The organism is Marinobacter sp. AL4B (genome assembly GCF_019916045.1).
Lineage (GTDB): Bacteria > Pseudomonadota > Gammaproteobacteria > Pseudomonadales > Oleiphilaceae > Marinobacter.
Genome location: NZ_JAILWZ010000013.1, coordinates 693330 through 705896, shown reverse-complemented (window position 1 = coordinate 705896; position 12567 = coordinate 693330). Strand labels below are relative to the sequence as shown.

The window sequence follows — 12567 nt, the reverse complement described above, 5'->3', positions numbered from 1 at the left end:
CAGGGCGCTTTTTTTTGGCCGGATGAAACTCAGTCGAGTTTCGGACCTGCCTCAACAATGGCATCTGCCACGTCAAACTTTGTGAAGTTCTCAACAAACTGACCGATCAGCTCCTGAGCCTTGCCGTCGTAGTACTCCGGGCTGGTCCAGGTGTTGCGTGGGTTCAGTAGCTCGCTGTCTACACCCGGGATGTGCTTGGGCACTTCCAGGTTCAGTGCGTCCAGGTGCTCGGTTTCCACGTCGTCCAGATCGCCGTTCTGAATCGCAGCAATGATCGCGCGAGTCGTCGGGATGCTGAAGCGCTTACCTTCACCGAAGGGGCCGCCGGTCCAGCCGGTGTTAACCAGGAACACTTTGCTGCCGAACTCATCGATACGCTTCATCAGCAGTTCAGCGTATACGCCAGCTGGACGCGGGAAGAACGGTGCGCCGAAGCAGGTCGAGAAGGTGGACTTCAGCTTAGATGAAGACCCCATCTCGGTGGAGCCAACCAGCGCGGTGTAGCCACTCAGGAAATGGTAAGCAGCAGCTTCACGGCTCAGGATAGAGACTGGAGGCAGAACGCCGGTCATATCGCAGGTCAAGAAAATGATGTGTGACGGCTCGCCGGCACGGTTTTCCAGAACGCGCTTCTCAACGTGCTCAAGAGGGTAAGCGCAACGAGAGTTTTCGGTCAGGGAAACGTCAGTGTAATCCGGCTCGCGGCTTTCCTGATCGATCATGACGTTCTCGACGATCGCGCCGAAGCGGATGGCGTCCCAGATGATGGGTTCGTTCTTCTGGCTCAGATCGATGCACTTGGCGTAGCAACCACCTTCGATATTGAACACAGTGCCGGGGCCCCAGCCGTGCTCGTCGTCACCGATCAGGAAGCGATGCGGGTCGGCAGACAGGGTGGTTTTACCGGTACCGGACAGGCCGAAGAACAGGCAGGTATCGCCGTTTTCGCTGACGTTGGCAGAACAGTGCATGGGCAGTACGTCTTTCTCTGGCAGCAGGAAGTTCTGCACAGAGAACATGGCTTTTTTCATCTCGCCAGCGTAGCGCATGCCAGCCAGCAGTACTTTGCGCTTGGCAAAGTTGATGATCACGCAGCCGTCGGAGTTGGTGCCATCACGCTCGGGAACGCACTGAAAGTTAGCGGCGTTGAGAATCTGCCATTCCTGTTTGTCGGCCGGGTTGTAGGCTTCCGGGCGGATAAACAGGTTGCGGCCGAACAGATTCTGCCAAGCTGTTTCGGTGGTCATCTTCACGGCCAGGTAATGCTCAGGATCTGAGCCTACGTGAACGTTTGAAACGAATTGGTCTTTTTCGGCAATGTAGGCTTCAACGCGATCCCAGAGGGCGTCGAACTTATCAGCGTCAAAGGGACGGTTGATCGGGCCCCAATGAATATCGTCAGCTGTGCTGGGCTCCTGAACAATGAAGCGGTCCATGGGAGATCGGCCGGTGCGTTCACCGGTGGTGACCACTAAAGAGCCGTTCGCTGCCAGTTGGCCTTCGTTCCGTGCCAGTGCTAGCTCGACCAGCCGTGCTGTATTCAGATCAGTATAAGTGTTGCTCACTTCGACCTCGCCCTCGGGATGTCTTAGTGACTGCCCAGCCCGCACTTCTAAGTTGGCGGAATTCTGAACAATCGGGTCAATTCAGGCGCGCTATTATGCCAGAGACGCCGGAAAAAAACGACTGCTCCGGAGGCTGCTTCTGGCGCGGCTTCCGGATAATTTAGTAGGGTATCAGTGTAACGTATGACCGGTGAAAAGTTGGTCAATATCGTTTCTATCAAAGCGATAGCTGGCGTGGCAGAACTGACAGTCCATTTCGATGCTGCCTTGCTCTTCCAGAATGCTATAACACTCTTCCTTGCCGATTGATTCCAGTGCGCCGAGGGTGCGTTCCCTTGAGCAGGTGCAGTGAAAGGCCACGGGTTCGGGGTCAAACAAGCGCACAGTTTCCTCGTTGAACAGGCGGTGCAGCAGGGTTTCACTGTCCAGTTCGAGAAGCTCTTCAGCCTTAACAGTACTGGCGAGATGGTTCACCCGGTTCCACAACTCGTCGTCTTCTTCGGTATGCCCCGGTAGTCGCTGTAACAGTAGCCCCGCTGCTGAGTCTTCGCTGGAAAAGAGGAAGAGGCTTGTAGCAAGCTGTTCGGAGCGTTCGAAATATTCTTCCAGACAGCCGGACAGTGTCTCGGCTTCTCGCGGAACCACGCCTTGGTAGCGCTGACCTTTGTCTGGCGTGATGGTGATGGCCATGCGACCAGCGCCCAGCATTTCGTTCAAGGTGCCGCCGCTGATAGCTTGGTCGTCGAAGCGAGCCAAGCCGCGGATGTTGCGGTCGTGGCTGCACTCGGCCATTAAGGTGCGCAACGCCCCTTCGCCCGCGGCTTGCAGTGCCACGGTGCCTTCGAATTTGAGTGTGCTGCTTAACAAAACGCTGGCAACCAGTGTTTCGCCGAGTAAGTCGCGAACGGCGTCGGGGTAGGGAGCCTGTCGGGTGATTTCATTGTAGCTGCCGCCCAATTGTACCCAAGCACCTCGCACTTGGCTGTGCTCAAAGATAAAACGTTGGAACTGGTCTCGGGATGCCATGGTGTCTCCTGAAAATATGGGTCAATTGCCCGCTCAGGGCAGAGAATTCTGTGTGTTGATGCCGGAGCCTCCGAGCTTGTAGTAACGGGCTACAAGTCGTTTTCTTCCCGAAATCGTTGGATCTTGCGGCGATCTTTTTTACTGGGCCGGCGCGCGGGTGGCAGTTGTGCGGCTTGCATGGTTTTGCGTTGCCAGGCCAGCTCTTCCCGTTTTTTAGCGCTTGCGTCCGTCTCGTGGTACAGCGTTTGTGCCTCCGGCGCTCCGCGGCGTCGGTCGCTGATGCCATCAATGACAACAATCTTCTCCTGCCAGCCTTGTCGAAGCGTGACTTTGGCCCCCGCCTCGACAATCTTGCCTGGCTTGCTTCTTTGGCTGTTGTAATGAACTTTGCCGCCTTCTATGGCTTCTTTCGCGAGGGAGCGGGTTTTGTAGAAGCGCGCTGCCCACAGCCATTTGTCGAGTCGTACTTTTTGATCTTCAGTGTTTGTAGGCTTCATATCACTTTTACCTGATGAGCGCTCCGGGCAGTCATCCCTCGAATTATAACGGCCTCGTCAGGCTGATGGCAGTGTTCGGCGGGCCTGCAAAGACGGCAAGATCTCATCAAAATGACAAATGCCCGGAATATCAGGGTGATGGGGTTTGGCCGCTTGAGTGCTGTCGGGCGAAAGAATCGCCAGGCATTGGCCGATGCCGGCTTCTTGCGCGCTTTCAAGCACCGGGAAACTGTCGTCGACCATCAAGGTACGTTCGCGCTGGTAGTTAACCCGCTGACACAGATCCCGCCAGAAATCCCGGTCTTCTTTGGGTTTGCCCAGTTCATGACTGGAAATGATCATGTCGACATGCTGATCCAAGCCGGTTCGCTGTAGCTTTAGGGCCAAAGGGTCCGGGTGGCAGTTGGTGACGATGACGGAGTGCAGTCCGGCCGTTCTCAGGCTGCCCAGGAAGTCATGCACGTGTGGCCGGTAGCCAATTCGATCGCCGACCTCCGCTTTCAATTGAGTGATATCCACTGAGAGCCGCTCACTCCAGTAATCGGTGCAGTACCAGTTCAGTGTGCCGCGTTCGGCCATGATCATGCTGACCAGCTGGTCTTTGGTTTCTTGTGGGTGCAGGTCGAACTGCTCTGCATAGCGTTTGGGCAGGTGTTCCAGCCAAAAGTGCGAGTCAAAATGCAGATCCAGCAGTGTTCCATCCATGTCCAGAAACACTGTGTCGAGTGATGACCAATCAACCATAAAAAAACAGCCTGAAGGATTTTGCTTCAGGCTGCCTTAGATTCCGGCCTCTGGCAAGCCGGAATTATACGGAGCGTGCGCGGTGCTCAGTCGTCAGATTGCGACACCGATTCTTGCTTCCGGCCACTTCGTGTGCAGCCCAGGCAACGCACAAATGTGGCCTTGGCTGGGCCAACCACAAGAACCTCTCCGGCTTCACCGGCGTTGCCGCCAAGGGCGGAAAACGGCAAGGACACCAGATAAACGGCTGTGCCGACAATGGTGGTGGCCAGCAGAGCCGGGCGCAAAAGTACAGCGTCGGTTGTCATGGCGAGGGCTGAAGGGCTTTCATCGATTGCACGGGCGTGGCCCATGGATGAAAACGCGAGAAGGCAGGCGGCGACAGTGGCTACCAGTGTGCGGGAAAACTTGCGAATCATGGGTAATCTCTCCTGAACGAATCGCCCGGCGGAGCCGGAACTTCTAGCCCGAAATATTTGCACGCATTTCAGTGGTGTAAGGGGTAATTATAGCGCATGGTCATGAATTCTCTGTTAACTATGAATCATATTGCTGCAATTTCAAACGCTTTCTGGTTAAAAAGAGGGTCCGCTCACGAATAACAGGTAAGGCTAACGCTGACACCTGGGGCAGTAGACGGTGGAACGATTGTTCATACGGATTTCTTTTAATGGTGCCTGGCATTCGGGGCAGGCTTCACCGGCGCGGCCATACACCAGTAGGGATTGGGCAAAGTACCCCGGTTTGCCGTCGCTGTTAACGAAATCCCGAAGCGTGGTACCACCCATCAAAATGGCTGCGCTTAAGGTTTCTTTTATGGCTTCAGCCAGTTTGTGGTAACGATCCAGGCTGATGCGCCCGGCTTTTCGCGTTGGATGAATGCCGGCTTTGTAGAGAGCTTCATTTGCGTAGATGTTGCCGACCCCAACCACGACATGGTTGTCCATGATGAACGATTTCACTGGCGTTTGTTTGCCTCGGGACAACCGGAACAACAGGGCACCGTTAAAGTTTTGTGATAACGGTTCAGGACCAAGATCCCGGATCAGGGGATGAGCGCGGTAATCTTCACTCCAAAGCCAGCAGCCAAATCGACGGGGATCATTAAAGCGAAGGATTCGACCGTTGCCCAGACTCAGCTCAACGTGATCGTGTTTCATCGCGGGGCTGTTGTCAGTGATGACCCGCAGGCTTCCCGACATGCCCAGATGAACAATGACGGTGCCGGTATCGAGATGCAGGAACAGGTATTTGGCACGACGATCGACGGCGCGAATGGTTTTGTGTTGCAGTAAATCGGGAAGGTCGTCAGGAACGGGCCAGCGGAGTTTGCCATTGTGTACTCGAACCCGGGTTACGGTCTGGCCTTCACAATGAGGCGCGATGCCTTGCCGAGTAGTTTCAACTTCAGGTAATTCGGGCACTGAGCCTCCGCCGCTTGCTGCTTGCGAAAAGAATAAGTGTAAACGGTAACAAAAAGTCCACCAAATATGGTTGTTCTGGCGTACAGCTGTACGCTAAAGTGTGCTTCGGATAATTGCCTTCGAATGCCCGCAGTTTTGCTCTCGTGCCGTATGTCGAAGTAGATTGATTTTCGAGGAAAGTTTATGTGGTTTAACGGTCTTTTGGACCTTTCTGTATGGCAGTTGATAGCGGCTGCTTTGGTGATGACTCACATCACAATCGTCAGTGTTACGCTGTATCTGCATCGACATTCGGCTCATAACGCACTGGATTTGCACCCGGTCCTGAAGCACTTCTTCCGTTTTTGGTTGTGGTTAACCACAGCTCAGAACACCAAAGAATGGACTGCCATTCACCGCAAACACCACGCCAAGTGTGAAACTGAAGAAGATCCGCACAGCCCGGTTGTTCTCGGGGTTCGTAAAGTACTTTTTGAAGGTGCTGAACTTTACGCCGAGTCTGCGACGCCTGAGATTCTTCAGCGTTATGGGCAGCGCACGCCGGAAGACTGGATCGAGCGTAAAGTGTATACCCCCCATAAGTTTATGGGTATCACGCTGATGGCGGTGATCAACCTGGCATTGTTTGGCGTGAACGGTATTTGGATCTGGGCTCTGCAGATGATGTGGATCCCGGTTTGGGCCGCAGGTGTGGTCAACGGGCTTGGTCACTATCTGGGTTACCGAAATTATGAATGTGCGGATAATGCACACAACATTTCACCGCTGGGTATTTTGATCGGCGGTGAAGAGCTGCATAACAATCACCATACTTATCCGAACTCGGCGAAACTGTCGCGCCGCTGGTTCGAAGTGGATATTGGCTGGGGCTATATTCGACTGTTTCAGTTGTTTGGACTGGCCAAGCCGAAAGGCTATCGCCCGATTGCGCATCATGTTCCCGGTAAGCTGGATGTCGATGTGGAAACTGTGCAGGCCATTGCCAACAACCGTTTTGACATCATGCGCCAGTATCGTAAGCGTGTCATGACCCCGGTTCTGCGTCAGCAGCGGTTGGTAATGGATGAGGACATCCGGCCTATGTACCGAAAATTGAAGCGGTTACTGCACCGGGAAGAAGCGCTCATTAAACCGCGCGAAAAGGCGCACTTGGAGACGGTTCTCGAGCGCAATGAAATTCTGCGTCAGATCTATGAAAAGCATCAGGAGCTACAATTGCTGTGGCGTCAGCGTGGCTTGAAGCCCCAGGAAAAGTTGCAGGCATTGATGGAATGGTGCAAGGATGCCGAAGCCAGTGGCATTCGGTATCTGGAAGAGTTTTCAGCGCACCTGCGAGCCTATTCGCTGCGCCCTGCGAGCTGATCAACTGCCGCAGTAAGAAGCCCGAGTGACTCAGTCATTCGGGCTTTTTTCGTTTTAAGGCCGATGGCTTGTGGAATGGCCCTACGTCGAGACTGCCTCTACGGCTACGCGGTACAGGCTGTAGTTAACCTGTCCTGCGATCTTCTGGCGGTGCAGTTCCCAGCTTTTTGGAGTGGGCGGGGTGCGAAGCTCGCTTTCGTGCTCCACGTAGATCCAGCCTCCGGGTTTTAGCCATTGCTCCGAATCCAGCAGCGGAAAGAGTTTGTCGAGCCAGCCCTGGCGGAACGGTGGGTCCATAAATACGATGTCAAACGGGGGCTGTTGTCGATGGCTCAGAAACTGCTCAACGTCTTGGCAGATCACCGCACCTTTGTCTGATTTAAGAAGCCGAAGGTTGTCTCGTAGAGCTTTCGCCAGTGCAGGCGTGTGATCCACCAAAGTGGTTTGAGCCGCACCCCGAGATAGGGCTTCGAGGCCCAGCGCACCGGAACCGGCAAACAGGTCCAGGCAGTCGCTGCCGGCGACGTGATAGTTCAGCCAGTTGAACAGGGTCTCTCGGATTCGGGCCGGGCTTGGGCGGACACCGCCAACATCCGGGAAACGCAATTTTCGACTACGCCAATCGCCACCGATGATCCGCAACTCGCCATTGTCGCCTTGACCAGCGCTTTGCGATGCGCCAGAGCCAGGTTTTCGAGGGGCTGGTTTGCGTTTCGCCATGGTCTGCTCCGCGGGCTGGAAGAGTTGTGAGTTAGGGATGCAATAGTACCGGAAAGCCAGAGTCGAGCGATAACCGCTTGGCCCATCACTTAGCGCCGGCAGTCTGCTAGAATGTCGGCTTTCTTTTGCGCGCCCATTTTCAGACAGATGGTAAGACTATGACGGCAGAGTGGATTTCAATTGGCCTGTTGGCCCTTCTTGTTCTTTTCTTCGTGCTGGACGTTGCCAGCAATCGTAAGCGGATTCCGCGCCCGAAGCCGGTCCCGCAGCGCAAACCAGACGTTGCCAAAGGCCCAGCCCCGATAGCAGAGGCCGAAAAAGAAGCGTCCGAGCCAACAGCCGAGGTTGCACCGGAAACGCCGGTTGAAGAGCCAGAGGTTGTTCCGGCGCCGGAAGTAAAATCTCAGCCAGAGCCAGAGCCAGAGCCAGAGCCAGAGCCAGAGCCAGAGATCAGCGTCTTTGAGCGTATCAAGAAAGGTCTTGGGAAAACCCGCGCCAGCCTGACCGGTGGGCTGGCTGACATGTTTTCCGTGGGTAAGAAAATCGATGAAGACCTACTGGAAGAAATCGAAACGTCCTTGTTGATGGCGGATGTCGGCGTGACCGCTACGTCAGAAATCATCGAATCGTTGACGGAAAAACTGGAGCGCAATCAGCTCAAAGATGGCGAAGCTCTGCGAAAAGCGCTACGGGAAGAGCTGCACGGATTGCTGAAAGATGTTACCAAGCCTCTGGAAATTGACTCCGGTAAAGCGCCTTATGTCATTTTGGTGGTTGGCGTTAATGGCGTTGGCAAAACCACCACGATTGGCAAGCTGACCCGAAAATTCCAGAGCGAAGGCAAGTCTGTCATGTTGGCCGCCGGCGATACCTTTCGGGCTGCCGCAGTGGAGCAACTGCAGGTTTGGGGTGAGCGTAACGATGTGCCGGTGATTGCCCAGCACACCGGTGCCGACAGTGCATCGGTGATCTTCGATGCTATTGAATCGGCGAAAGCCCGTGGTACCGACATTTTGATTGCCGATACCGCCGGGCGTTTGCAGAACAAAGACAACCTGATGAACGAGCTTACCAAGGTCGTTCGGGTTATGAAGAAATTGGATGAGTCAGCGCCTCACGAAGTCATGTTGGTACTGGACGCCGGCACGGGCCAAAATGCCTTGAGCCAGGCGCAGGTGTTCCAACAGGCGGTCGGTGTTTCCGGTATTACGTTGACGAAACTGGACGGCACGGCGAAAGGCGGTATCGTATTTGCTATTGCGCGTCAGCTTCAGCTACCTATCCGTTATATCGGCGTGGGTGAACAGGCCGAAGATCTGCGTACATTTGATGCAGAAACGTTCGTCAGTGCCTTGTTCGACGAATGACACTCAGCTCGGGAGCCTCAGCCTAGATGATAGAGTTTCGTCAGGTAAGCAAACGCTACGATTCTGATCACACCGCCCTGCGCCAGGTGAACTTTCATCTCGACCGGGGTGAGCTGGCGTTTCTGACCGGTCACTCCGGAGCCGGTAAAAGTACCTTGTTGAAACTGATCATGGTGATGGAGCGGCCGAGCGCGGGCGAAGTGATGGTTGGTGGCCAGCGCCTTAATAGCCTGCCGAAGCGACAGATTCCCTACATTCGACGGCACATCGGTGTGGTGTTTCAGAATCACCAATTGCTGTTTGATCGCACCGTGTTCGACAACGTGGCCATGCCGCTTGAAGTCATGGGTGTAGCCCCCAGAGACATCGGCCGCCGGGTGCGGGCTGCATTGGACAAGGTGGGGCTGCTGAGCAAAGAAAAAATGAACCCCATGCAATTGTCTGGGGGTGAGCAACAGCGGGTTGGCATTGCCCGGGCCGTGGTCAATAAACCTCCGGTCCTCTTGGCGGATGAGCCGACGGGTAACCTCGATCCGCAATTGTCGGCAGACATCATGCAGCTGTTTACGGAGTTCAGCCAGGTGGGTGTAACGGTGTTGATTGCCACACACGACATCGCCTTGATTAACCAAATGGGCCGTCGCCGGCTGACATTGGACCACGGTGAGCTGATCGCAGGCGGTAGTGCCCCGGTCGGAGGAGGTCTGAGTGGCCGCTGACCAAAAACAGAAACCCGTTAATCCTCGTGGTGCCGCCACGCGTTCGAAATCTCCGATTAATAATCAGGCCAGAAGTTATTTGGACCACCATCGCAAGGTGGCCCGGGCCTCTGCCCAGCGTTTGCTGAAAACGCCGGTTGCCAGTGCAATGACATGGACAGTGATGGGCGTGGCACTGGCGTTGCCGGTGGCTTTGTTGCTATTGCTGACCAGTTTGCAGGGAGTGAGTGCCGGTTGGGAGAGCAGCGCTCGGATCACCGCCTACCTGAGTCTGGATACCTCTGTGCAACAGGCTCAAAAGCTTACTCGCGATATAGACAGTGACGGCCGGATTTTGTCGGTCGAGCTGGTGGAGCGGGATCAAGCTTTGGTTGAGTTTCGGGAGGCTTCCGGTTTGGGCGATGCGCTGGATTTTCTAGGCGACAACCCGTTGCCGCATACATTACTGATTACCCCTCAAGAGAATGCCCGCACGGCCGCGAGTGTGCAGGCTTTGGTAGTCTTTATTGAAGGTATGGGGCGGGTGGATCAGGTTCAGGTCGATCTGGGTTGGTTGCAGCGTTTGAATGCCATGACCGAAATTTTGGCGCGAGCGGTGTGGGCATTGTCATTGCTATTGGGCGCGGCGGTGATCCTGGTGATTGGTAATACCGTACGTTTAGCGATCGAGAATCGTCGCGATGAAATTCTGGTGGCGAAACTGGTCGGTGGCACAGATGCGTTTGTCCGTAGGCCGTTTTTGTACTCCGGTGCTTGGTTTGGTTTGGGAGGCGGTCTGGTTGCCTGGGTGTTAATACAGGCCTCGTTGTGGTGGCTAAACGGCCCCATAGAACGTTTGGCCGATTTGTATCGCAGTGAATTTGCTTTGCAGGGGCTAGGCTTCGAGGGCGCGGCAGCATTGATTATCATCGCAATGCTGTTAGGCTGGCTAGGCGCTTGGGTGGCAGTGAAGCGTCATCTGGACGATATAGAACCGGGTGAGATAGCCGGCGGGTGACGCAGGTCACGGGAATACCGTATTGAAATTAGAGCTTGTTCTGGCGTAGCTTAATGCGATTGCAGTAGCGTTTCAGGTAGGCACGGTGAGTTTTCCAGATTGTTGATAATTAACGTTTTACTGGAGTTCTCGGGAACTTATTAAGATCTTGGCGGTCTTACAGTTTGTTGATATATTTTAAGCACGTCAGGTTCGGAGGTTAATGCATGGGTACGAGTTTACAGCTGGCTGACAGACTGGTTCCGGGCGCGAATCTAGAATCCTATATTCAGGCGGCAAGTCGCATTCCTGTTCTCACAGTAGAAGAAGAGCGGGATTTGGCGGAACGGCTACATTACGACGGCGATGTGGAGGCGGCCCGGCAGTTGGTGCTTTCTCACCTTCGGTTTGTGGTTCATATCGCTCGCAGTTATTCAGGCTACGGTCTGGCTCAGGCTGATTTGATTCAGGAAGGCAACGTAGGCTTGATGAAAGCGGTAAAGCGCTTCAATCCGGAATACGGTGTGCGCTTGGTATCGTTTGCCGTGCACTGGATCAAGGCTGAGATTCACGAGTTCATTTTGCGCAACTGGCGTATCGTGAAAGTGGCGACGACTAAGGCACAGCGTAAGTTGTTCTTTAACCTGCGCAGCCAAAAGAAGAAGCTGGCGTGGTTGAATCACGATGAGCTGAATGCGGTCGCGGAAGATTTGGGTGTGGAGCCCAAGGTGGTTCGTGAGATGGAAGGCCGCTTGGCCTCCCGTGATGCGTCGTTTGATGGTCCAATGGACGACGATGACGATGCCGTTTACCAGGCACCGGCCCATTATCTTGAGGATCGTCGTGCAGATCCGGCCGTGCAGCTTGAGAATTCTAACTGGTCTGAAGATTCCAATGGCCGCTTGATGCAGGCGTTGAGTGTGCTGGATGAGCGCAGTCAGGATATCCTGCGTGAGCGTTGGTTGACGGACAGTAAGTCGACGCTGCATGAGCTGGCGGATAAATATGGCGTTTCTGCGGAGCGGATTCGGCAGTTGGAAAAAAACGCCATGAAGAAGATTAAGGCTCAGATGACGGAAGCGGCCTGATAGTCCTTTTGTTTTGAGTGTTTGAAAACGCCACCACCGTTTTGCGGTTGGTGGCGTTTTTGTTTGTATAATCCTGATACTTGTATAAATTCATGCATCCGGGGTGAAGGGGTTGGGGCAGCCTTCGTCGGACCTTTGAGTGGGATTCCAGAAAATGACTACAACACTTCCTCGTATCGCCTTTCTTGGCATTGGTTTGATGGGCGCGCCTATGACCCGAAACCTGCTGAACGCGGGTTATCCAATGACATTGTGGAACCGAACGGAGAGTAAGTGCGAGCCGTTTGCCGACGAAGCCACCATCGCCCAATCGCCGGCCGAAGCGGTTGCCGATGCGGATGTGGTGATCACCATGCTGGAGAACGGGCAGGTGGTGGATGATGTGTTGGTTGAGCAGGGCGCGATTGCTGCGTTGAAGGCGGGTGCGCTGCTGATTGATATGAGTTCGGTGCAGCCGTCGGTAGCGCGTGGTCATGCGGCGCTGGCGGCGAAGCGGAGTGCGGGGTATTTGGATGCACCGGTGTCGGGTGGCACGGTGGGTGCGGCTGAGGCTCGGTTGAGCATTATGGCGGGTGGTTCCGAGACAGATGTGGCTCGGGCTCTGCCGGTGTTTGAAGTGCTGGGGAAGTGCACTCACATTGGGCCGACGGGGGCCGGGCAGTTGGCTAAGTTGGCGAATCAGGCGATTGTCGGGATTACCATAGGTGCGGTGTCTGAAGCTTTGCTGTTGGCGGCCAAGGGCGGAGCGGATCCAGCGGCGGTTCGGGAGGCTTTGATGGGCGGGTTTGCCGGGAGTCGAATTCTGGAATTGCACGGTCAGCGGATGATTGATCGGGATTTTGCGCCGGGTGCGCCCGCACGGATTCAATTGAAGGATTTACGGATGATTCTGGATGAGGCCCGTGCTGAAGGGCTGACGTTGCCGCTGTCGCAGCAGGTGCATAATGAATATTTGTCGCTGATGGCGAACGGGCACAGTGAGGTGGACCACAGCGGGCTTTTGCTTGAGTTGGAACACTTGAACGGCACGTTGATGGGGTCTCTGGGCCGTGGACCCAAGGAATAAGATTCGGTTTTAG

At 54.9% G+C, this 12567-nt stretch carries 13 protein-coding genes; 6 read left to right on the top strand and 7 right to left on the bottom strand.

What is annotated here, in order from left to right; translation table 11 throughout:
- Nucleotides 1-29: 29 nt before the first annotated feature.
- The 6 genes from K5L82_RS13585 to mutM form a co-directional block, all read right to left on the bottom strand.
- On the bottom strand, nucleotides 30-1565 hold the full coding sequence (locus K5L82_RS13585) for a phosphoenolpyruvate carboxykinase (RefSeq protein ID WP_133007078.1): 1536 nt from the start codon (nucleotides 1563-1565) through the stop codon (nucleotides 30-32).
- A gap of 171 nt (nucleotides 1566-1736) precedes the next feature.
- On the bottom strand, nucleotides 1737-2591 hold the full coding sequence (hslO, locus tag K5L82_RS13580; protein ID WP_223134509.1) for an Hsp33 family molecular chaperone HslO: 855 nt from the start codon (nucleotides 2589-2591) through the stop codon (nucleotides 1737-1739).
- Nucleotides 2592-2680: 89 nt separating this feature from the next.
- On the bottom strand, nucleotides 2681-3088 hold the full coding sequence (gene hslR / locus K5L82_RS13575) for a ribosome-associated heat shock protein Hsp15 (RefSeq protein ID WP_223134508.1): 408 nt from the start codon (nucleotides 3086-3088) through the stop codon (nucleotides 2681-2683).
- A 57-nt stretch (nucleotides 3089-3145) separates the two neighbouring features.
- Nucleotides 3146-3832 carry a GMP/IMP nucleotidase gene (gene yrfG, locus K5L82_RS13570; protein WP_133007081.1) on the bottom strand — a complete coding sequence of 229 codons (687 nt, stop codon included), beginning with the start codon at nucleotides 3830-3832 and terminating at the stop codon, nucleotides 3146-3148.
- A gap of 86 nt (nucleotides 3833-3918) precedes the next feature.
- Nucleotides 3919-4251, bottom strand: coding sequence for a hypothetical protein (locus tag K5L82_RS13565; RefSeq protein WP_114335264.1), 333 nt, complete (start codon nucleotides 4249-4251; stop codon nucleotides 3919-3921).
- Between the two features lie 192 nt (nucleotides 4252-4443).
- The gene (gene mutM / locus K5L82_RS13560; protein WP_223134507.1) at nucleotides 4444-5256 is read right to left on the bottom strand and encodes a bifunctional DNA-formamidopyrimidine glycosylase/DNA-(apurinic or apyrimidinic site) lyase; all 813 of its coding nucleotides are present in this window, start codon (nucleotides 5254-5256) and stop codon (nucleotides 4444-4446) included.
- Between the two features lie 183 nt (nucleotides 5257-5439).
- Here mutM and K5L82_RS13555 point away from each other — a divergent pair, with 183 nt between their 5' ends.
- Nucleotides 5440-6618, top strand: coding sequence for a fatty acid desaturase (locus K5L82_RS13555; RefSeq protein WP_223134506.1), 1179 nt, complete (start codon nucleotides 5440-5442; stop codon nucleotides 6616-6618).
- Nucleotides 6619-6699: 81 nt separating this feature from the next.
- On the opposite strand, the gene rsmD is transcribed toward K5L82_RS13555, so the two are convergent.
- On the bottom strand, nucleotides 6700-7338 hold the full coding sequence (gene rsmD, locus K5L82_RS13550; protein WP_133007085.1) for a 16S rRNA (guanine(966)-N(2))-methyltransferase RsmD: 639 nt from the start codon (nucleotides 7336-7338) through the stop codon (nucleotides 6700-6702).
- Between the two features lie 158 nt (nucleotides 7339-7496).
- Here rsmD and ftsY point away from each other — a divergent pair, with 158 nt between their 5' ends.
- From ftsY to K5L82_RS13525, 5 genes are all read left to right on the top strand, one after another.
- Complete coding sequence (gene ftsY, locus K5L82_RS13545; protein ID WP_133007086.1) at nucleotides 7497-8705, top strand: signal recognition particle-docking protein FtsY; 1209 nt, start codon at nucleotides 7497-7499, stop codon at nucleotides 8703-8705.
- A 26-nt stretch (nucleotides 8706-8731) separates the two neighbouring features.
- Complete coding sequence (ftsE, locus tag K5L82_RS13540; protein ID WP_223134505.1) at nucleotides 8732-9424, top strand: cell division ATP-binding protein FtsE; 693 nt, start codon at nucleotides 8732-8734, stop codon at nucleotides 9422-9424.
- The gene (gene ftsX / locus K5L82_RS13535) at nucleotides 9414-10421 is read left to right on the top strand and encodes a permease-like cell division protein FtsX (RefSeq protein ID WP_133007088.1); all 1008 of its coding nucleotides are present in this window, start codon (nucleotides 9414-9416) and stop codon (nucleotides 10419-10421) included. The genes ftsE and ftsX overlap by 11 nt, the downstream gene beginning before the upstream one ends.
- A 206-nt stretch (nucleotides 10422-10627) precedes the next feature.
- Nucleotides 10628-11488 (top strand): RNA polymerase sigma factor RpoH, encoded by an 861-nt coding sequence (gene rpoH / locus K5L82_RS13530; RefSeq protein WP_133007089.1) that lies wholly within the window; start codon nucleotides 10628-10630, stop codon nucleotides 11486-11488.
- A 154-nt stretch (nucleotides 11489-11642) separates the two neighbouring features.
- Nucleotides 11643-12554 (top strand): NAD(P)-dependent oxidoreductase, encoded by a 912-nt coding sequence (locus K5L82_RS13525; protein WP_223134504.1) that lies wholly within the window; start codon nucleotides 11643-11645, stop codon nucleotides 12552-12554.
- Nucleotides 12555-12567 lie beyond the last annotated feature (13 nt).

Coding starts and splice junctions, on each gene's coding strand:
- hslR (WP_223134508.1), bottom strand. CDS start 3,088: ATGAAGCCTACAAACACTGAAGATCAAAAAGTACGACTCGACAAATGG.
- K5L82_RS13525 (WP_223134504.1), top strand. CDS start 11,643: ATGACTACAACACTTCCTCGTATCGCCTTTCTTGGCATTGGTTTGATG.
- ftsE (WP_223134505.1), top strand. CDS start 8,732: ATGATAGAGTTTCGTCAGGTAAGCAAACGCTACGATTCTGATCACACC.
- K5L82_RS13555 (WP_223134506.1), top strand. CDS start 5,440: ATGTGGTTTAACGGTCTTTTGGACCTTTCTGTATGGCAGTTGATAGCG.
- ftsY (WP_133007086.1), top strand. CDS start 7,497: ATGACGGCAGAGTGGATTTCAATTGGCCTGTTGGCCCTTCTTGTTCTT.
- rpoH (WP_133007089.1), top strand. CDS start 10,628: ATGGGTACGAGTTTACAGCTGGCTGACAGACTGGTTCCGGGCGCGAAT.
- hslO (WP_223134509.1), bottom strand. CDS start 2,591: ATGGCATCCCGAGACCAGTTCCAACGTTTTATCTTTGAGCACAGCCAA.
- yrfG (WP_133007081.1), bottom strand. CDS start 3,832: ATGGTTGATTGGTCATCACTCGACACAGTGTTTCTGGACATGGATGGA.
- rsmD (WP_133007085.1), bottom strand. CDS start 7,338: ATGGCGAAACGCAAACCAGCCCCTCGAAAACCTGGCTCTGGCGCATCG.
- K5L82_RS13565 (WP_114335264.1), bottom strand. CDS start 4,251: ATGATTCGCAAGTTTTCCCGCACACTGGTAGCCACTGTCGCCGCCTGC.